Source organism: Sphingomonas adhaesiva, from assembly GCF_036946305.1.
GTDB classification, from domain to species: Bacteria; Pseudomonadota; Alphaproteobacteria; order Sphingomonadales; family Sphingomonadaceae; genus Sphingomonas; species Sphingomonas adhaesiva_B.
Map to the genome: position 1 here is coordinate 513,010 of NZ_JAQIJJ010000004.1, position 19,435 is coordinate 532,444.

Consider the following 19,435-nt stretch of genomic DNA (forward strand, 5'->3'; position numbering starts at 1 on the left):
ATTGTCGGGACGACGGCATCGTCCACACCGTGTTCCGGCGAACGCCGGAACCCAGGGTTGCGGGTCGTGTCAGGCGTTGCTCTGCTTGGCTCTGGGCTCCTGCGTGCGCAGGAGCACGGCTATACGACGAATAGCGACCGACCTTACCCCGTCGCCAGCCGCCGCAACCGCTGCAACGTCTCGTCCAGACTCACCGGCGCGGGCACGGGAGCGGCGACGGTCGCCTGACGCCGCGCGGCGCCGCGCTCCAGCCGCTCCAGCAGCGAGGCGATCGTCGCCTCCCCGCCCGGCAGCGGCGGCAGCGCGACCGATTCGAATCGCTCGCCCGGATCGATCAGCGTCGGGCGCGTGGCAGGTGCAGGCGGCGGCGGCGGCACCGTCAGCGACGGCAGCGGGCGCGCCGGCTCCATCGGCGCGGCGGGCACCGCACCGGGATCGAACACGCTCATCGGCAGGTCCAGATCGCGCGGCAGCCGGCGCTCCGGCGGGGGCGACATCCATGGCAACGGCGGCTCCGGCACCTCGGCGCCCGATTCGTCGTCGTTGGTGGCGATGATCGGCAGCGGCTGGCCCAGATCCTCGCTGGCACGGATCGGGCGGCGCGGCGGAGCATCGGGATGCGCGTCGGCGCGGCGCACCACCGGCGCATCCGGCAGGAGGCGGTGCAGCGACGCTCCGGCCGGCAGCAGCCAGCGCCGCAGGTGCGCGGCGCAACCGATCAGCGCCACGATCGTCCCCAGCCCCAGCGCCAGCATACTGCGCGCCGTCGCCCCCAGCGGCGGCGCCGCGGCGGGCAGGATCGCGGCGAGATCGAGCCGCGCGACCACGCCGTCGAGCGTCTCGGACGGCGCGGTGGCGATCCCCGCGGCGACGCCGATCCCCGCCAGCATGGCGGCGGCGGGAATCATCCAGTCGCTCAGCGACGAATCGAGCTGCCGGAGGAGCGGGCGGGGAAGAAGGGTCGCAACCATGACGCACGGTCATACGTGCGATCCGTAAGCCGTTGGTAAACGGCGTCGTAGCGATGAACATTGGTCGCCCAGTCGCGCTCCGCGGCGACGAACGCCCGCGCCCGCGCGCGCCGCGCGTCCCATCCGGAGCGATCCGCGAGCAGCCCCGCCAGCGCCGCGGCGAGCGCCGCAGGATCGTCGGCCCGGAACAGCGTCGCGGTCTCGCCGTCACGGATCAGCTCGCGGTGCCCGCCGACGTCGGATGCCGCGACCAACCGCCCCTGCGCCATCGCCTCCAGCGGCTTCAGCGGAGTGACCAGATCGGTCAGCCGCATCCGCTTGCGCGGATAGGCCAGCACGTCGACGACGCCGTAATAGCGCTCCACCTCGCGATGCGGCACGCGCCCGACGAAGCAAATCCGCGACGCCACCGGCGACGCCGCCGCCTGTGCCGCCAGCGCGTCCGCCATCGGCCCGCCACCCACCAGCAGCAATTGCGCGCGCGGGCGCGCCGCCACCAGCGCGGGCATCGCCGCGATCAGGTCGTCCAGCCCCTCGTAATCGTAGAAGCTGCCGATGAAGCCGATGACCTCGTCGCCCAGCCCCAGCGCCTCGGCCAGCGCCGCATCGCGCGCCGGCGGGGCGCCGAACAGCGTCAGGTCGACGCCGTTGGGCGACACCATGATCTTGTCCGTCGCCACGCCGCGCGCGATCAGGTCGGTGCGCAGCCCGTCACAGATCACCGCCACCGCATCGGCGCGCGCCACCGCCACATCCTCCAGCGCGCGCGTCGCGCGATAGCGCAGCGCCCCCTCGCGCGCGGTGCCGTTGCCGACCGCGGCATCCTCCCAGAAGGCGCGGATCTCGTACAGCAGCGGCACGCCGCGCCGCCGCGCCGGCCACCATGCCGCCACCGCGTCCAGCGCGGGCGAATGCGTGTGGATCACGTCGGGCCGGAACGCGTCCGCCACCGCGCCGATGCGCCGCGCGAAGGCCGCCACCTCCGCCGCCACGCCACCGCGCGTCGCGGGCATGGTGCGATGAAAATCGATCCCGTCGATCGTCTCGCACGCGGCATCGGCCGCGTTGTAGCGCGGCCCGGTGACCGCGGCGATCGCGTGCCCCGCCGCGATCTGTGCGGTCAGGATCGCACGGGTGCGGAACGTATAGCCGCTCTGCAACGGCAATCCGTGATCGAGGACGTGCAGGATGCGCATCGTGCCCCCATGCGCCGCGCGCGCTTAACGCCGCGTCAACCGGGCGCAGCTACATCGCAAAGGACGCGACGCACGGGGCCGGCATGATCGACAATTTCTCGCTGGGGCTGTGCCATGCGCTGATGATGCTGGCGGCGTGGCGGCTGTTGCGCGCGCCGCTGCTGGATCGCGAGCCATCGCCGCACGACACCCCTGCCCGTCGCGGGCGTCGCCCGCGTGCGTGATCTCGCCTTCATCGCCTTCCTGCTCGCCTTGTGGGGCTTCGGCCTGCGGCGGCCGTTCGTGTTCATCTGCTCTTATGTCTATATCGACATCGTCTCGCCGCAGCGGCTGACCTATTACCTGCTCAACAGTGTGCCGATCTCGCTGATCGCGGTGCTGCTGGCGATCGGCGGGTGGATGATCGCGGACGACAAGCGCGATTCGCGTTTCACCGCGCGCCAGGGGCTGATCCTGCTGCTGCTGCTCTATTGCTTCGCGACGACGCAGACCGCCGATTTCCCGGTCGAGGCGGCGGACAAATGGCAATGGGTGTGGAAAAACCTGGCCTTCGCCGCCTTCCTGCCGCTGACGCTGCGCACCCGCCTGCGCATCGAGTCGCTGCTGCTGTTCCTGACGCTGTCCGCCGCGACGATCATCATCGTCGGCGGGATCAAGACGCTGGCCTCGGGCGGCGGCTATGGCGAGCTGAACCTGATGGTCGACAACAATTCCGGCCTCTACGAAAGCAGCATCATCTCCACCGTCGCGATCGCGCTGATCCCGGTCATCCTGTGGCTGGTGCGCGACGGCACCTTGTTCCCGGCGGACTGGCGGGTGAAGGCGTTCGGCTATGCCCTGTGCTTCGCGTGCCTGCTGATGCCGGTCGGCACGTCGGCGCGCACCGGGCTGTTGTGCATCGCGCTGCTCGCGGTGCTGATGCTGCGCACGGTCAAGCGGCGGATGCTGTACATCGGCGCGCTGGCGCTGGCGGGTGCGGCGGCGGTGCCGATGCTGCCGTCCTCGTTCAGCGAGCGGATGGGGACGATCAAGACGTACCAGGCCGACGAGAGCGCCTCGACCCGGCTCGCGGTGTGGCAGTGGACGTGGGATTACGCGAAGACGCATCCGTTCGGCGGCGGGTTCGACGCCTATCTGCAGAACCGCATCCGCTACGACACGGTGTCGGTACAGGGGACCGGCGCCTCGACCACGGTCAAGCGCGACCTGACCGTGGACAAGAGCCGCGCGTATCACAGCAGCTATTTCGAGATGCTGGGCGAACAGGGCTATGTCGGGCTGGCGCTATGGCTGTTGCTCCAGGCGATCGGATTGTGGCGGATGGAGGTGATCCGGCGCCGCCATCGTGCGGAGGACGACGAACTGGCATGGGCCGGGCGGCTGGCGGGCGCGTTGCAGCACGCGCACCTGATCTATCTGCTGGGCGGCGCGTTCGTGGGGATCGCGTTCCAGTCGTTCCTGTACCTGCTGATCGGCGCGCAGATCGGGGTGGATACCTATTCGACGCGCAAGCGGCGCGAGGGCGTCGCGGCGGCGCGGGTGACGCGGCGGGGGATGGCGGTGGCGCTGGCGTAACCACCTCGTCACCCCGGGCTTGACCCGGGGTCCCGCTTCTTCCTTCTTCGCCGCGCGTAATAGCGGGACCCCGGATCAAGTCCGGGATGACGGAGCGATCACCATTTGCGTGCGGTCACCGTGATCCCCTCGCCCAGCGCATTATCGCGGATCGCCAGCGGCTCGCCGGACCAATTGCCGACGAACACCGGTCGCCACGTCACGCCGGGTGCCAGCGTGGCGCGGTTGCGCTCCACCACCAGCCCGGTCGAATCGTTGTTCGCCCCCTCCGGCGCGACCGAGATCATCACCGAGTGATTGTCCTTGTCGCGCCCCATCACGAAGATGTTGTCCGCGATCCGCCCGCGCGCGCCGTTCGACAGGTCGATCATGTAATTGGTCAGATGACCGCGCGTGTCGTCGAAGCTGTTGCCGGTCACCTCGATACGGGGGCTACGGCTCTTGACGTAATGCCCCCCCGCCCCGCGCTCGAAGCGGCAGGCGGTGACGCGCAGCGCGCCATAGTTGCCGACATAGATCGAATGCGCGCCGTTCCCGGTCGGATCGTTGCCCAGCCCGGCGAAGGTGGAGCGTTCGACCGTGATCGTGCTCGCGGGATCCTCCGCCGACAGGATCCCCGACTGGCTGTCGAGGAACATCGACTGGCTGACGGTCAGATTGCCCTTTTCGATCCGGATGCCCGCGCCATTGCCGTCGCCGACCTCGAAGTTGCGGAACACGATGCCCTCGACACGCGCCGCCCGCCCGCGCAGCACCAGCGCCGCCTTGTCCTCGCACGTCACGCGGGTGAAGATCACGCTGCCGGGGCGATCCGCGACATAGGCGATGCGGCCCGCATCCTGCACCGCGCATTCGCGATAGGTGCCGGGCGCGATATGGATCGTCCCCTCGCCATCGCCGATCGCGGCGACCGCATCCTGCAACGTCGCGAACCCCTGATTGCCGATCGTGAAGCGCGTGCCCGGCGCCTGCGCGACGGCGCTCCCGGCGGCGAGGGTCAGCAACAGGACGGCGAAACGCATGGCAACCTCCGGCGTTGGACGCGCCCGCTGTGCCACAGCGGAGGTTACCGAAGGATGGTCGTCAGCCGCCGTGCGCGGCCATCCATTCCTCGACCACCGGGGCGATGCGGGTGCGCCATTTGGAACCGTTGAAAATGCCGTAATGGCCGACGCCCTCGGCCATGTAATAGCGCTTCTTGTCCTCGGGCAGGTTGGTCGACAGCGTCAGCGCCGCCTTGGTCTGGCCCAGTCCGGAAATATCGTCGCGCTCGCCCTCGATTGCGAGCAGCCCGACGTCGGTGATCGCGTTCAAGTCGATCCGGCGCCCGCGATGCATCATCTCGCCCCGGGGCAGCTTGTGGTTCTGGAACACCACGTCGATCGTCTGAAGGTAGAATTCCGCGGTCATGTCGCAGACCGAGCGATATTCGTCGTAGAAGCTCTTGGTCGCGTCCGCGCTCTCGCCGTCGCCCGTGACGAGATGCTTGAACATCTCGTAATGGCTCATCATGTGATTGCCCAGGTTCATGGTCATGAACCCGCTCAACTGCAGGAAGCCGGGATAGACCTTGCGTCCCGCGCCCGGATACAGCGCCGGGACGGTCGCGATCACATTCTGCTCGAACCAGGCGAAGGGCCGCTCGGTCGCCAGCGTATTGACCGCGGTCGGCGCCTCGCGCGTGTCGACCGGGCCGCCCATCATGGTCAGCGTCCTGGGCCGGCACGGATGCTTGTCCGCGCTCATCACCGCCACCGCGGCGAGGCTGGGCACCGACGGCTGGCAGACGGCGAGCATGTGCGTGCCGCCCTCCCCCTCGTTCGGCCCGATCGCCTCCAGGAAGCCGATCAGGTAATCGAGATAATCCTCCAGGTCGAAATGCCCGTCTGCCAGCGGCACCAGCTTCGCATCGCGCCAGTCGGTGATATAGACGTCGGCGACCGGCAGCATCCGCTCGACCGTACCGCGCAGCAGCGTCGCGAAATGGCCCGACATCGGCGCCACGATCAACAGCTTCGGCCCGCCCGACACGCCCTCGCGCACGAAGCGCTTCAGCTGGCCGAATGGCTTCTGCGCCACGATCTCTTCATGGACGGCGACCTCGCGCCCGTCGATCACGACATGGTCCAGCCCGAACGCCGGCTTCCCGCGGGAGGCGGACGCATGCGCGAACACCTCCAGCGCGGACGCCATCATCGGCCCGCCGCCCAGATAGCCGAACGGATTGGACGGATTCTTCAGCCAGTTGGCCCCGAAGGTCGCCATCGCACTGGCAGACGCCAGCCACGACCGCTGGAATTCATAGGCATCGTACAGCATCGAAATCCTTCCCGATCGACGGACCGGTTGTAAGCCAAAACCTTTACCCCGCAACGCAGCATCGTGGCAAAGGTTACGTTACATGTCTCGACGTGGCGCATCGGCCACAGGGCGGCTCTCCTGTTCCGGCGCACGCCGGAACCCAGGATCAAGCAGGATCCAGGATCAAGCAGGATAACGTCGGTTGGCGCTGACAACCCCGGGGCTCATGCGTTCGCAGGAGCACAATGGTCACCATTGAGCCCTCCGCCCACCGCCTGCTAGGGCGCGGCGCATGGCCAGCGCTCCCGACGTCGCCCCTTCCCGCCGCATCGGCAATCTCGCGATGGTATGGCACCATGCGCGGCGCTATCCGGCGCAGATCGCCGCGGCCTGCCTCGCGCTCGCGGTCACCTCCGCGGCGACGATCGCGATCCCGTACAGCTTCAAGCGCGTGATCGACCGCGGCTTCACCGGCGGCGGCGGGTCGGAGGCGTCGGTGTCGTCCTCCTTCCACTATATGCTGATGATCGTACTGGTGCTGGCGATCGGCACCGCGATCCGCTTCTATTTCGTATCCTGGCTGGGCGAGCGGGTGGTCGCCGACATCCGCACCAACGTGCAGCGCCACCTGATGACGCTGAACCCCAGCTTCTACGAGGAGAACCGCCCATCGGAGATCGCCTCGCGCCTGACCGCGGACACGACGCAGATCGAGACGGTGGTCGGCTCCACCGTCTCGATCGCGCTGCGCAACAGCTTCACCGCGGTGGGCGGGCTGATCTACCTCTTCGCCATCTCGCCCAAGCTGGCGGGGATGCTGCTGCTCGGCATCCCGCTCATCATCGCGCCGATCGCGCTGCTGGGGCGGCGCGTGCGCAGCTATTCGCGCACCTCGCAGGACCGCATCGCCGACATCGGCGCGATCGCGACCGAGACGCTGGGCGCGATGAAGATCGTCCAGGCGTTCGGGCAGGAGGCACGCGAGAGCGGGCGCTTCTCCGCCGCGGTTGAGGCGACGATGGCGGCGGCGCAGAAGCGCGTGGCGTTGCGCGCGGTGATGACCGCGATCGTCATCGGGCTGATCTTCGGTGCGATCACGCTGGTGCTGTGGGAGGGCGCGATCGATGTCGCCGCCGGACGGCTGTCGGGCGGCGCGATCGCCGCCTTCGTGCTGACCGGCGGGATCGTCGCGGGCGCGTTCGGCGCGCTGACCGAGGTCTATGGCGACCTGCTGCGCGGCGCCGGCGCCGCGGGGCGACTGTCGGAGCTGCTCGCCGAACGCCCGACGATCGCCGCACCCGCGCGCCCGGTCGCGCTGCCGCAGCCGCCGCAGGGGCGCGTCGCGTTCGAGGGGGTCGAGTTCCGCTATCCGACCCGCCCCGACATGGCGGCGCTCCACGATTTCTCGCTGAGCGTCGCGCCGGGCGAGACGCTGGCGGTGGTCGGCCCGTCGGGCGCGGGAAAGTCGACGCTGTTCCAGCTGCTCCAGCATTTCTACCAGCCCGCCGCCGGGCGCGTGACGGTGGACGGGGTCGACCTGCGCGATGCCGATCCGGCGGAGGTGCGCGCGCGCATCGCGATGGTGCCGCAGGAGACGGTGATCTTCGGCACCAGCGCGCGCGACAATCTGCGCTACGGCCGCTGGGACGCCGACGATGCCGCGATCTGGGCGGCGGCGGAGGCGGCCAATGCAGCCAGCTTCCTGCGTGCGCTGCCGGACGGCCTCGACACCTTCCTGGGCGAAGGCGGCGCACGGCTGTCGGGTGGACAGCGCCAGCGCGTCGCGATCGCGCGTGCGCTGCTGCGCGATGCGCCGATCCTGCTGCTCGACGAGGCCACCAGCGCGCTGGATGCGGAGAGCGAGCGGCTGGTGCAGGATGCGCTCGACCGGCTGATGACCGACCGTACCACGATCGTCATCGCGCACCGGCTGGCGACGGTGCGCGCCGCCGACCGGATCGTGGTGATGGACGCCGGGCGCGTCGTGGAGGAGGGGCGCCACGCCGACCTGACCGCGCGCGGCGGCCTGTACGCGCGGCTCGCGAGCCTCCAGTTCCACGACGCGTGACCCCGTCACCCCCAGGCTTGACCCGGGGTCCCGCTGGTGCGCGCCGCTCGAAGAAGAAGCGGGACCCCGGATCAGGTCCGGGGTGACGGTGTATTGCCGTACCGCCCCCAGTGCCCCACAACCCCGACCAAATCATCACAGGAGAGCAGCATGTCCCGCGAGTTCGACGTCATCGTCTATGGCGCGTCCGGCTTCACCGGGCGACTGGTCGCCGAATATCTGGCGCTCACCTATCCGCAGGGATTGAACTGGGCGATGGCGGGGCGCTCGCTGACCAAGTTGCAGGAAGTGCGAAGCGAGATGGGCGTGCCCGGCGACATTGCGCTGATCACTGCCAATGCCGACGACCCCGCCAGCTTGCGCGCGATGTGCGAGCGCGCGACCGTCGTCATCACCACGGTCGGCCCGTATCAGCTCTATGGCAGCGATCTGGTCGCCGCCTGCGTCGCGACCGGCACCGCCTATGTCGACCTGTGCGGCGAGCCGGCGTGGATGCGCGAGATGATCGACCGGCACCATGAAGAGGCGCAGCGCAGCGGCGCGCGGATCGTCTTCTCGTGCGGGTTCGATTCGATTCCATTCGACCTCGGCGTGCTGACGCTACAGGAAGCGGCGCAGGCGCAGTTCGGCAGCCCCGCGCCGCGCGTGAAATGCCGCGTGCGCCAGATGAAGGGCGGCTTCTCCGGCGGCACCGCCGCCAGCCTGAAGGCGACGCTGGCCGCCGCCGCGCGCAAGCCGTCGCTGGTGATGCTGCTCAGCGATCCGTTCGCGCTGGCACCGGGCCATGCCGGGCCGCACCAGCCGGCCGGGCTGCTGCCGGAGTTCGACCCCACGATCAACGCCTGGACCGCGCCCTTCATCATGGCGCCGATCAACACCAAGAACGTGCACCGCACCAACTTCCTGCTGGGGCAGCCATGGGGCGACATGGTCTATGACGAGATGGTCGTCGCGGGTCTGGGCGACATGGGCAAGGCCGCCGCGGAGGCGCTCGCCAAGATGAACCCGCTCGCCGGCGACAAGGGGCCGAAGCCGGGTGAAGGTCCGTCGAAGGAAGAGCGCGAGGCGGGGCATTTCGACATATTGTTCGCCGGGCTGATGCCCGACGGCACGCGGATCGACGCGGTCGTCACCGGCGACAAGGATCCCGGCTATGGCTGCACGTCGAAGATGCTGGCGGAAAGCGCGTTGTGCCTGCTGCGCGACGTGGAGGGCGCGGGCGGCGTATGGACGCCGGGCGCGCTGATGGGCGCGAAGCTGCGCGAGCGGCTGGTGGCGAACGCGGGGATGACGTTCACGGCGGGGTGAACGCCGCCGTCACCCTCACCCTTCCGGCGCTTCGCGCCTCCCTCCCTCTCCCACCGGGAGAGGGAAGGGGTCCGCCCGGCGCAGCCGGGTGGGAAGGGTGAGGGCGAGGCGAAAAGCTACCCCCCGATCACCATCGCCCCTGCCGCGGCGAAGCCCGCCACCGCGAGCATCCCCAGCACGCGCGCCAGCGATTCCTTGCGGAAGTCGCCGAGGCGCTTCTCGACCAGCCAGAACTTGCCCTCGGGCGTCTTCTCGATCGCGCCGAACGCCAGCATCCGGTCGAACACGCGGCGCTCAATCCGCCCCTTGGGCCGGTCGAACGCGATCGCCGCCTCCTTCCGCGTCGCTCCGGCGGAAACGAAATGCCACTCGATCCGCTTGCGCGCGCGTGCGACCAGCGTCGCCATTACCGTTCCCGACATGATGTCCCCTTACCGCTTGCGGCCCTGATGTCGGATGTTCGCCGGGCGCCCGCGCCGCTTGAGCACGCGCGGCGCCTCGCGCCGGCTTTCGCGCGCCGCGCCGCCATAGCGCCCCTCGGGCAATTCGAAGCGCAGCGCGCCGGACACCGGGTTCGCCTCTGCCAGCCGTAGTTCGACGCGCTGTCCCTGCGCATAGACCTCGCCGCTATGCTCGCCGACCAGCCGCCGCGCGCCTTCCTCGTAGCGGAAATATTCGCCGCCCAGGTCGCGCACCGGCATCAACCCGTCGCCGCCGACGCCGTCGACGGTCGCGAAGAAGCCGAAATTGGTGACGCCGGTGATCCGCGCCTCCACCACCTCACCGACGCGCTCCGACAGATAGGCGGCGACATAGCGGTCGATCGTCTCGCGCTCCGCTTCCATCGCGCGACGCTCCAACTGGCTGATGACCTGCCCGGCGCGCTCGAAATCCTCGTTCCCCGCCAGTCCGCCCGGCCCCAGCGCATAGGCGGATACCAACGCGCGATGCACCATCAGGTCCGCATAGCGGCGGATCGGCGAGGTGAAATGCGCATAGCTGCCCAGCGCCAGCCCGAAATGGCCATGGTTGAGCGGCGCATAATAGGCCTGGGTCTGCGTGCGTAGCACCTGTTCCATGATCTCCGGGCGGAACGGCACGTCGCCGACCCGCTCCAGGATACGGTTGAACGTCGCCGGCTTGACGACCTGCCCCAGCGCGAAGGCGACGTCGAAGGTCGCCAGATAGTCCTTCAGCGCCACCAGCTTCTCGCGCGCGGGCGGTTCGTGGACGCGGTACATGACCGGCGCCTTCTTCGCCTCCAGCGCCTTCGCCGCGGCGACATTGGCGGCGATCATATAGTCCTCGATCAGCCGGTGTGCGTCGAGCCGCTCGCGCGGGGCGACCGACATGATGCGCCCCTTCTCGTCGAGCACGACGCGGCGCTCGGGGAGGTCGAGGTCGAGCGGCTCGCGCTTGTCACGCGCCGCGGCGAGCGCGCGCCAGCAGTCCCAGAGATGCGTGAGCGGCTCCAATAGCCCTCTCCCCTCTGGGGAGCATCGGGTGAACAGCGCCCCGCGCTGTTCAGTCCACGCCGGGGGCGTGGACGACCCGATGCTGGTTGGGTGAGGGGTTGAGGTCTCACCGAGGGCAGCGTTCGCGGCGGCCCCTCCCCCAACCCCCTCCCCGGAGGGGCGGGGGCTATTTGCGCCGTCAATCAGCTCTTGCGCATCCTCATAGGCGACATTCGCCGCCAGCCGCACCACCGCCCGCGTGAACCGCCACGACATCAGCGCCCCCGCCTTCGTCACCTGCAAGTGACACGCCAGCGCGGCGCGATCCTCGCCTTCCTTCAGCGAGCAGACGTCGGCCGACAGCACCTCGGGCAGCATCGGCACGACGCGATCGGGGAAATAGACCGAATTACCGCGCGCCCGCGCCTCGCGGTCCAGCGCCGAGCCGGGGCGCACGTAGAAACTGACGTCCGCGATCGCGACGATCGCCTTCCACCCGCCCTCGTTCGCGGGATCGTCGTCGGGTGCGGCCCAGACCGCATCGTCATGGTCGCGCGCATCCGCGGGATCGATCGCGACGATCGGTAGATGGGTCAGGTCTTCGCGCCCCTCCCCCAATGGCTGCCGCGCGACGCGCTCCGCCTCGTCCAGCGTCTCCTGCGCGAAGGTGTCGGGGATCCCCAGCTTGTGGATCGCGATCAGCGAGAAGCTGCGTGGCGCGAACGGATCGCCCAGCCGCTGCACGACGCGCGCGGTAATGCGCGGCGGACGCCCGGCCTTCTCCGCCAGCACCAGATCGCCCGCCTGCGCCTCGCCAGCGTCGGACACAGGATATTCGCGTCGTTCCTTCTTCTCGACGCCTTGCAGAAACAGCCGCTCGCCTTCGCGGCGCAGCACGCCGATCATCTGCTCCGACGCGGGCGCCAGCACCTTCATCGGATGCGCGGTCCAGCCGTGGCCGGTCTCCTCGGTGCGCGCCAGTACGCGCTCACCGACGCCCAATGCGCCGCGCTTGCGTTCGCGCACGCGCAGCCGCGGCGCGGGGACGTCGGCCTCCCACCGCTCCGGCGTAGCCCAGACGTTGCCGCCCTCGTCCACGTCGACGATGCGCAGCAACGTCACCTTGGGCACCCCGCCCGCGGCGTGGAAGGCGCGACCGGGGGCACTGTCGATCAGCCCCTCGTCCGCCATGTCCTTCAACAGCGCCTTGAGTGCGATCTTCTCCTGCGCCGACAGCGCGAAGGCGCGCGCGATCTCGCGCTTGCCCGCCGGCTTGTCCGACGCGGCGATGAAATCCATGATCTGCTGGCGCGTGGGCAGGCCGGGCGTTGGTTTTTTGGGCACCGGGATCAGATAGGGCGTCTCACCTCCCGCGTCACCCTGACAAAGTTCCCGCCGTCATGCCGGACTTGTTCCGGCATCCAGGGTTCCGCGCACCTCACGAACGTTGGGTGAGCGGAACCCTGGACCCCGGAACAAGTCCGGGGTGACGAAGGATGTGACGCGAACGTCACTTCACGTCAGGGGTGACGGGACGGCGGCCGTTGTCTCGCTGATCGGCTGCTTCGGCGCATCGGACAGCGTGCGCACCAGCGTCTCGAAGGTACGGTCCGCGTTCACCCGGATCTCGTTGAACGCGGGCGGCGAATGGCGTGTGCGCTTCGACAGCGTGCCCGCGCCGATCAGCCGGATCTGCCAGTCGTCGCGCGCCACCGGAATGTCGAACGGATCGTGGACATGGCCGGACAGCACCGCATGCGCGCCGGCCTGCGCCAGCGCGGCGAGCGCGACGTCGCCATTGCGGGTGCGCGCCGTGCCCTTGGTCGGCCCCTCGATCAGCGGGTGGTGCCCGGCGACGAAGATCAGGTGATCTTTCGGCGCCGCCGCGATCAGCGCCAGCGCGCGGCGCAGCGAGCCGGTGCTCACCCGCCCCTTCGACCAGTTCCAGCGCCATTGCGCACGCGCGGTGGTCTTCAGCGGGACGACGGTGATGCCCGCCACGTCGAGCGGTCGCTCGATCATCCGCTCCACCGCGGCATAGCGCGAATAGGGCGAGAACAGCCGCCGGAACGGATCCCAGTAATACGGGATGTCGTGGTTTCCCACCTCCAGCGTCACCGGCACGCCCAGCCCGGAAAGCCAGGCACCGCCCGCCTCGAACTCCTTCGTGGTGGCGCGCATCGTCAGGTCGCCGGTCATGATCACCGCATCCGGCTTCTCCGCCGCCACCCGTTCGCCGAACCACGCGATCGCGGCCGGGTCCTCGGCCCCGAAATGAACGTCGCTTACGTGGAACAGCTTGGTCATACGGCATCGACTCGCGCGAAGGTGTCGGGAATGCAACCGCCAACGCACGCGCGCGCCAACGGCTGCATGGCGTGACGCGCCCAGCTTGACGGACGGGGCACGGTTGCGCTTCTTGGGTGCCATGACGCTCACCGGCCCCACTTCGCACGCCTTCGTCTCCCAGCGGCTGCGGCTGCACTATGCCGACTGGGGCAATGCCGGCGCGCCGCCGCTGCTGCTGGTGCATGGCGGGCGCGACCATTGCCGCAGCTGGGACTGGGTGGCGGAGCGGCTGCGCGACCGCTGGCACGTGATCGCGCCCGACCTGCGCGGGCATGGCGACAGCCAATGGTCGCCCGACGGCACCTATGACAATGCCGGCTTCGTCTATGACCTGGCGCAGCTGGTGCATCAGCTGGACGCCGGGCCGGTCACGATCGTCTCGCACTCGCTGGGCGGCAACGTGTCGCTGCGCTACACCGGCCTCTATCCGGAGACGGTGACGAAGCTGGTCGCGATCGAGGGGCTGGGGCCGAGCCCGAAGGTGCTGGCGGAGCGCGCGCAGACGCCGTTCGCCGACCGCTGGCGCAAGTGGATCGCGGACAAGCGCGCCGCCGCGGGCCGCCTGCCCAAGCGCTATGCCACGTTCGAGGATGCGCTGGCGCGGATGCAGGCGGAGAACGCCTATCTCACCGACGAACAGGCACGCCACCTGACCATCCATGGCATGAACCGCAACGAGGATGGGACGTGGAGCTGGAAGTTCGACAACCACCTCAACGTCTGGCCCTTCACCGACGTGCCGCAGGCGGAGATCGAGCAATTGTGGCAGGCGATCACCTGCCCCACGTTGCTGCTGTACGGCGCCGACAGCTGGGCATCGAACCCGGAAAAGGACGGCCGCATCGCCCATTTCCGCAACGCACGCGTGGTGGAGTTCGAGAACGCCGGCCATTGGCTGCACCACGACCAGTTCGAACGGTTCATGGGGGAGTTGGAGGGGTTTCTGTAGCCCCTTGTGTTCCGGCGAACGCCGGAACCCAGGGTCAAGCAGACCCACGGTGCTTGGCGTTCGTGGCCCTGGGCTCCTGCCTTCGCAGGAGCACAAGGGATGGCCTCACTCCACCAGCCGCGCCTCGACCCGGTCGCGCCACGCATCGTCCGCGCCCAGCACGTCGCGCGCATAGGCCGCCACGCTGCCGTGCCGCGCGCGGATCGCCGCCATCGCGGTGTCGAGATATGGCGCCTCGACCGACATCAGCGTGACGATCGCGTCGTCGCTCATTCCTGCGCCGTACCGCTCGCGGATCCCCGCCGCGGCCGCCTCGATCCGCGCGTGCTGGTTGCCCGCGGTGTTGGTCAGCAGGTAATCCGCCATCGCATCGTCGGGATGGACCCCCAGCAGGTCGTGGACCAGCCCCACCGCCAGTCCGGTCCGGTCCTTGCCCGCCAGGCAATGGACCAGGTTCGCCCCCTCGCCCTGCGCCAACGCCGCCATATAGAGCCGCAGGCTCCGCACCAGCACCGGACGGAACGCCATATTCTCGTAGAGCCGCGTCATCGCCGCGCGCGCTTCGTCCGCGGTGGCGATCCACGCCCCCGCCTCCTCGTGCGGTGCCAGTTCGATCCCCGCGGTTTCACCGGGCGCGAACAGCACCTCGGCGCCGAATTCGGGATGCCGCACGCATGGTGCCGCGGCGCGCTCCGCATCGCCGCGCAGGTCGACCACGGTGCGCAGGTCGAGCGCATGGATGCGGTCCAGGTCCGCGGCGCTCGCACCCGCATGCTGCCCCGACCGGAACAGCATCCCGCGCCGCAGCGTCCCGGCCGCCGCGCGATACCCGCCGTAATCGCGGAAATTGTGCACGCCCTCCAGCGGCTGCACCCGTCCGTCCGCCACCATCGCCGTCTCCTTCGTCGTCCCGCGCGCCGTGCCATGCAACGATGCCGCGGGCCATGACTTTTTCCATCATGGCGTGGCAGGCGCGTGCCGTTGCGCCCATATGGAAGGCGTTCGTTCATCGCAGCGCAGGGTGCGATGCGGCAGGTGGCGCCGGATCGCAGGAAGGGAGCAAGGTCGCGTGATCGTTTCGGGGGTTGCACAATTCCATCGCGGGTGGCGCGCGGCCATCGTCGCCGGGCTGATGGCGACATCCGCCGCCGCCGGGGCGCAGGTCGCGCCGCAGCCGATCCCCACCGTCACGCCCCCGCCCCCGCCAGCGGCGATGATACAGGCGGCCGCGCCGCTCCCCACGCTGTCCGATACACAGGCGCGCCAGCTGGCGAAGCTGATCGCGGCGGACGAGGTGAAGCAGGGACTGCGCGTCGGCGCCCCGCGCGATCTCGCCACCCGCGACCATGACGCGCTGGTGCGGATCGCGCTCGACCATGCGCGCGCGGTGCGCACCGGACGGCTGATGCCGGACGATTTCCAGAAGGACTGGGGCATCCGCCCGCGCGCCTACGACCCGCTGCCCGCGTTCGCCGACGCGGTGGCGCGCGACCGGCTGTCGGCATGGATCGCCTCGCTGCCGCCGCCCTATGTCGGTTATGACACGCTGGTCGAGGGGCTGGAGCGCTATCGCACCATCGCCGCGGCGGGCGGCTGGCCGGTGCTGACCGGGACGGTCAAGTATGGCGAGCGCGGCCCCGCCGTGGCGCGACTGCGCGAGCGGCTGGCGATCGAGGATTCGCAGCTGTCCGCCGGCGGCGATCGCTTCGACGACGCGCTGCTGGAGGCGGTGCGCCGTGCGCAGCGCCGCTATGGCCTCAACCCCGCCGGGCAGGTCGGCGCGCAGACGCTGGCTGCGCTCAACGTGCCGGTCGAGCGCCGCATCCGCCAGGTGATGGCGAACATGGAACGCTGGCGCTGGCTGCCGCCCGAACTCGATCCGCGCCGCGTCCAGGTGAACATCGCCGCCGCGGTGCTGACCGTGTTCGACGGCGACACGCCGACCATGTCGATGAAGGCGGTGACCGGGCGTCCGGGCAACGAGACGCCGATGCTGATCAGCCGCATCAACAGCATCGTCATCAACCCGCCGTGGAACGTCCCCACCTCGATCGCGACCAAGGAGCTGTGGCCCAAGGAGCGCGCCAACCCCGGCTATCTGAAGCGCAACGGCTTTCGCGTGATCGACAATGGCGACGGCAGCAAGCGGCTCCAGCAATCCTCGGAGAAGAGCGCGCTGGGGCGGTTCAAGTTCGATTTCCCCAACGACTTCGCGGTCTATCTCCACGACACGCCGGCGCAGTCGGGCTTCTCGCGCTTCGACCGGCTGTCGAGCCATGGCTGCGTCCGGCTGGAGAAACCCGCCGATCTCGCCAAGCTGCTGATGCGCACCACCCCCGACTGGCAGCCGCCGCAGATCGACGCCACGGTCGATGCGGGCAAGACGGTGCGCGCGAAGATGGCCGATCCGGTCAGCGTCTATCTGCTTTACTGGACCGCATTTGCGAACCAGAAGGGCGATGTCGGCTTCCGCGAGGATCCCTATGGCTGGGATGCGAAGCTGGCGGCATCGGTGGAGCGACGCTCGGCGACCCAGGCGCTGGCGGCGAAGTGAAAGGACGTTTGGGCGTGAGGACTTTTCCGGCTCGTGGCCTCCTGCTGGCCGCGGCGTTGACCACCGCGGCGCTCTCGGCCTGCTCGCGGTCCGAGCCCGATCCGGTGCCGGAGGCGAATGTCGACATGCCCGCGGAGCCGATCAACGCGCTTCCCGTCGAACCCGCCCCGCTGCCCGAACCGACGCCCGTCGCCAATGCGGTGGAAAATGTCGCCGACGTCCCGCCGGAGGAGGCGCCCGCCCCCGACGAACAGGTCCTCGACGACGCCTCCATCACCGGCATGACCGCCCGCGCACAACGCGACGGCGCGACCGACGAGGCGCCCGCCAAGCAGAAATGATCTTACCCGTTGACGTCGCCGGCTCCGCCATGGCAGGGCCGTGCCACGCCGACGCGCGGGTGTAGCTCAATGGTAGAGCAGAAGCTTCCCAAGCTTACGACGAGGGTTCGATTCCCTTCACCCGCTCCACATTCGCGCTGAACCCACATAAATCCGCCATTCCGGCGTCCGGCGGCGCCTCGCGGGACACCGGATTGTGCACCAAGATGTGCACACGATGGTATCGTCCGCCCGCATGAGAGGTCCGCGCCGGCGTCCGGGCGAGACGTGGACGTGGCCTCGATTTCCTATCTCTGGCGGCGCGGCGCGCGCTATCACTATCGCCGCAGGTTGTACCTGCGGAAAATCGTCAACCGTCCTATAACGGTCCCTTTGGCCACCGCAGATCCGGCCGAGGCACGTCGTCTCGCAACCCGGCTCTCGGCGAAATGGGAGGTGTTGACGATGCAGATGTTCGATCGTGCCGGTCGCGGCTTTCTGAAAGCGGGCGAGTTGGAAAGCGTGTTCCGGGCGGGCCTGGACGAGGAGCTGGGGCTGGCGATGGCCTCCCGGCTCGACGGCGGCATGGCGGCGGGGCTCGACCGTCGTCCGCTCCGCGTCCTGGAGGCGACCTATCGGATCGCCGCGCGCCTGCCGGCCGATGCCGACAGTGTGCCATCCGACCTGATCGACGAGCTGACCGACGGCTTCTCCGCGCAGGACCGCGCCGCCGTCGTGCTCATGCTCAAGTCGCTCGCGCCGCACCGAAGCGCCCGGCGGGACGCCGAGCATGTCCTGAACCAGCTGTCGGCACCGGTGACCGACCGGACGATCGGCGATGCGCGGGTCCAGCTTCTCCTCGCCCGGGCGGAAGCGCAGGCGCGCGCGAACTTCGCGGGCCATCCGCTCGTCGTCCGACAGGGCGATCCGTTCGCGGCGCTGCTCGACGACGACGTCGTCGCGGCAATCCGTCGAGGGAGAGCGCCGGCCATCAGGCACCGGCTGACCTGGGTTCCGCTGTCGATGGCGATCCCTACGCGGCCTCCGCCGCTTCCCTGTTCCTCGTGCCGGATACCCGACACTTCAGCGAGATCATCGAGCCGACCATCACGCTGATCCACAAGTCGGGCGACTGGAACGCCGACCTTGAGCAGCGGCGCCGCGTCATCCATGGCTTCGCCTGGATCAGTGGCGACAAGCGACTCTGCGATTACGGTCCGGCCGACGCCCAGCTTTTCGCCAAGACCTTGCGGGAGCTGCCGGTCGATTTCCGCTGGGGGACGTCGACAGAGGGCGCCATGTCCCGTCCACTCGCCGACGTCCTCGCCGAGATCGAGGCGATGCCGGCCAAGACCTCGCGCAGCGATCGCACGTTCAATCGCGACCTGACGATCATGGCGCGCTTCTCGCGCGAATTGGCCAAGACCGCGTGGCGACCGAAATTCGGCAAGGACCTGATCGTCGACTTCAACGCCTTCACCACCTCGATCAAAGCAATTCCCGGCGAGACGGATCGGATGCCGTGGACCGAGGAGCAGCTGGTCTGCGCCTTCTCCAGCCCGATCTACACCGGCGGCGGCGGATGCAAGCGGCGGCTGAAGAACGATCCGAACGCAACGGTCTGGCAGGACGCCGCCTATTGGGTGCCGCTGCTGCTGGCCTATACCTTCATGAGCCGCGAGGAAGCCTGCGGGCTGGAATGCATCGAGGTCATCTTCGACGTCACCACGCCGTTCCTGCTCGTCAAAGCCAATATGACGAAGAGCAAGGACGGCATCCACGCGGCCGGCCTCAAGCGCGCCTCACGCTACCGCGTCATCCCGCTGCACCCGGAACTCCTGCGCCTCGGCTTCGAGGACTATGTGGCGGCGATCGAGGCCGAAGGGCACAAGATGCTGTTTCCCGAACTCTATCGCGGAGATCTCGCAAAGCGTGGCGGCGTCCGATTTTACGCGACGTCCGGTCGGTACCTGCTCGATCATGTCGATAGGATCACGCCGCTCCTCCGGACTGCGTCGGGCAAGCGCGCTGATCTACACTCGATGCGCACCTCCGGGGGGAGCGCGCTGGAGGATTCGCGCGCCAAGCAGATCCACGTCGACGACATCATGGGCCATGCGCGCAAGGGCACGGGTCCGCGCAACTACAGCAAGGCGTGGTTCGCCAAAGGCGGTGCCGCGATTCTGGAAAAGCGGCTCGCGCTGATGTGCGAGGCGACGCCGAACGTCACGGCGCACCTCGCGCGCGCGCCGCTCGCCCTGCTGCCGCTGGAAGAGCGGTCGCGGACGGGGTCGTCGGTGGGATGCGCCTCCCGTAAGAAGGCGTGACGGTCGACGCGTCGGCACCCCTTCCCATGAAGGCGTGGCATCACGATCCACACGATCGCGATG

The 19,435-nt window shown here is 69.2% G+C and carries 17 protein-coding genes and 1 tRNA gene; 10 read left to right on the plus strand and 8 right to left on the minus strand.

The features are described 5' to 3' along the window. Window positions 1-143: 143 nt before the first annotated feature. Entirely contained in the window at window positions 144-971 is an 828-nt protein-coding gene (locus PGN14_RS08815; RefSeq protein WP_335299112.1) for a hypothetical protein, read from the minus strand. Beyond that, on the minus strand, window positions 917-2,167 hold the full coding sequence (locus tag PGN14_RS08820) for a TIGR04063 family PEP-CTERM/XrtA system glycosyltransferase (protein ID WP_335299113.1): 1,251 nt from the start codon (window positions 2,165-2,167) through the stop codon (window positions 917-919). Before PGN14_RS08820 ends, PGN14_RS08815 begins: the two co-directional genes overlap by 55 nt. 83 nt (window positions 2,168-2,250) lie before the next feature. Between PGN14_RS08820 and PGN14_RS08825 the strand changes: the two genes are divergently transcribed. Further along, entirely contained in the window at window positions 2,251-2,391 is a 141-nt protein-coding gene (locus PGN14_RS08825; protein WP_335299114.1) for a hypothetical protein, read from the plus strand. After that, complete coding sequence (locus PGN14_RS08830) at window positions 2,384-3,742, plus strand: putative O-glycosylation ligase, exosortase A system-associated (protein WP_335299115.1); 1,359 nt, start codon at window positions 2,384-2,386, stop codon at window positions 3,740-3,742. Before PGN14_RS08825 ends, PGN14_RS08830 begins: the two co-directional genes overlap by 8 nt. Before the next feature lie 98 nt (window positions 3,743-3,840). On the opposite strand, the gene PGN14_RS08835 is transcribed toward PGN14_RS08830, so the two are convergent. Then, window positions 3,841-4,764: a right-handed parallel beta-helix repeat-containing protein gene (locus PGN14_RS08835; RefSeq protein WP_335299116.1), complete on the minus strand. Its 924-nt coding sequence runs from the start codon at window positions 4,762-4,764 to the stop codon at window positions 3,841-3,843. Window positions 4,765-4,825: 61 nt separating this feature from the next. Further along, window positions 4,826-6,061, minus strand: a complete 1,236-nt coding sequence (locus PGN14_RS08840; protein WP_335299117.1) for a polyhydroxyalkanoate depolymerase — start codon at window positions 6,059-6,061, stop codon at window positions 4,826-4,828. 274 nt (window positions 6,062-6,335) lie between these two features. Here PGN14_RS08840 and PGN14_RS08845 point away from each other — a divergent pair, with 274 nt between their 5' ends. Both PGN14_RS08845 and PGN14_RS08850 read left to right on the plus strand, forming a co-directional pair. Further along, complete coding sequence (locus tag PGN14_RS08845; RefSeq protein WP_335299118.1) at window positions 6,336-8,111, plus strand: ABC transporter transmembrane domain-containing protein; 1,776 nt, start codon at window positions 6,336-6,338, stop codon at window positions 8,109-8,111. A gap of 150 nt (window positions 8,112-8,261) precedes the next feature. Then, on the plus strand, window positions 8,262-9,419 hold the full coding sequence (locus PGN14_RS08850; protein WP_335299119.1) for a saccharopine dehydrogenase family protein: 1,158 nt from the start codon (window positions 8,262-8,264) through the stop codon (window positions 9,417-9,419). 116 nt (window positions 9,420-9,535) lie between these two features. Here PGN14_RS08850 and PGN14_RS08855 read toward each other — a convergent pair whose 3' ends face one another. From PGN14_RS08855 to PGN14_RS08865, 3 genes are all read right to left on the minus strand, one after another. Further along, window positions 9,536-9,841: a hypothetical protein gene (locus PGN14_RS08855; protein ID WP_335299120.1), complete on the minus strand. Its 306-nt coding sequence runs from the start codon at window positions 9,839-9,841 to the stop codon at window positions 9,536-9,538. A 9-nt stretch (window positions 9,842-9,850) separates the two neighbouring features. Then, window positions 9,851-12,172: a ribonuclease R family protein gene (locus PGN14_RS08860; protein WP_335299206.1), complete on the minus strand. Its 2,322-nt coding sequence runs from the start codon at window positions 12,170-12,172 to the stop codon at window positions 9,851-9,853. Between the two features lie 216 nt (window positions 12,173-12,388). Beyond that, complete coding sequence (locus PGN14_RS08865; RefSeq protein ID WP_335299121.1) at window positions 12,389-13,180, minus strand: metallophosphoesterase family protein; 792 nt, start codon at window positions 13,178-13,180, stop codon at window positions 12,389-12,391. Between the two features lie 121 nt (window positions 13,181-13,301). Here PGN14_RS08865 and PGN14_RS08870 point away from each other — a divergent pair, with 121 nt between their 5' ends. Next, complete coding sequence (locus PGN14_RS08870; protein ID WP_335299122.1) at window positions 13,302-14,171, plus strand: alpha/beta fold hydrolase; 870 nt, start codon at window positions 13,302-13,304, stop codon at window positions 14,169-14,171. Between the two features lie 105 nt (window positions 14,172-14,276). Here PGN14_RS08870 and PGN14_RS08875 read toward each other — a convergent pair whose 3' ends face one another. Then, the gene (locus tag PGN14_RS08875) at window positions 14,277-15,062 is read right to left on the minus strand and encodes a tyrosine-protein phosphatase (protein ID WP_335299123.1); all 786 of its coding nucleotides are present in this window, start codon (window positions 15,060-15,062) and stop codon (window positions 14,277-14,279) included. 241 nt (window positions 15,063-15,303) lie between these two features. Between PGN14_RS08875 and PGN14_RS08880 the strand changes: the two genes are divergently transcribed. The 5 genes from PGN14_RS08880 (at window position 15,304) to PGN14_RS08900 (ending at window position 19,372) form a co-directional block, all read left to right on the plus strand. Further along, window positions 15,304-16,725, plus strand: a complete 1,422-nt coding sequence (locus tag PGN14_RS08880; protein WP_335299207.1) for a L,D-transpeptidase family protein — start codon at window positions 15,304-15,306, stop codon at window positions 16,723-16,725. A 14-nt stretch (window positions 16,726-16,739) separates the two neighbouring features. After that, the gene (locus PGN14_RS08885; RefSeq protein ID WP_335299124.1) at window positions 16,740-17,066 is read left to right on the plus strand and encodes a hypothetical protein; all 327 of its coding nucleotides are present in this window, start codon (window positions 16,740-16,742) and stop codon (window positions 17,064-17,066) included. A 55-nt stretch (window positions 17,067-17,121) separates the two neighbouring features. Beyond that, window positions 17,122-17,195 (plus strand) — tRNA-Gly (locus PGN14_RS08890). Between the two features lie 144 nt (window positions 17,196-17,339). Further along, on the plus strand, window positions 17,340-18,161 hold the full coding sequence (locus PGN14_RS08895) for a DUF6538 domain-containing protein (RefSeq protein WP_335299125.1): 822 nt from the start codon (window positions 17,340-17,342) through the stop codon (window positions 18,159-18,161). Next, on the plus strand, window positions 18,110-19,372 hold the full coding sequence (locus PGN14_RS08900) for a hypothetical protein (protein WP_335299126.1): 1,263 nt from the start codon (window positions 18,110-18,112) through the stop codon (window positions 19,370-19,372). Before PGN14_RS08895 ends, PGN14_RS08900 begins: the two co-directional genes overlap by 52 nt. Window positions 19,373-19,435 lie beyond the last annotated feature (63 nt).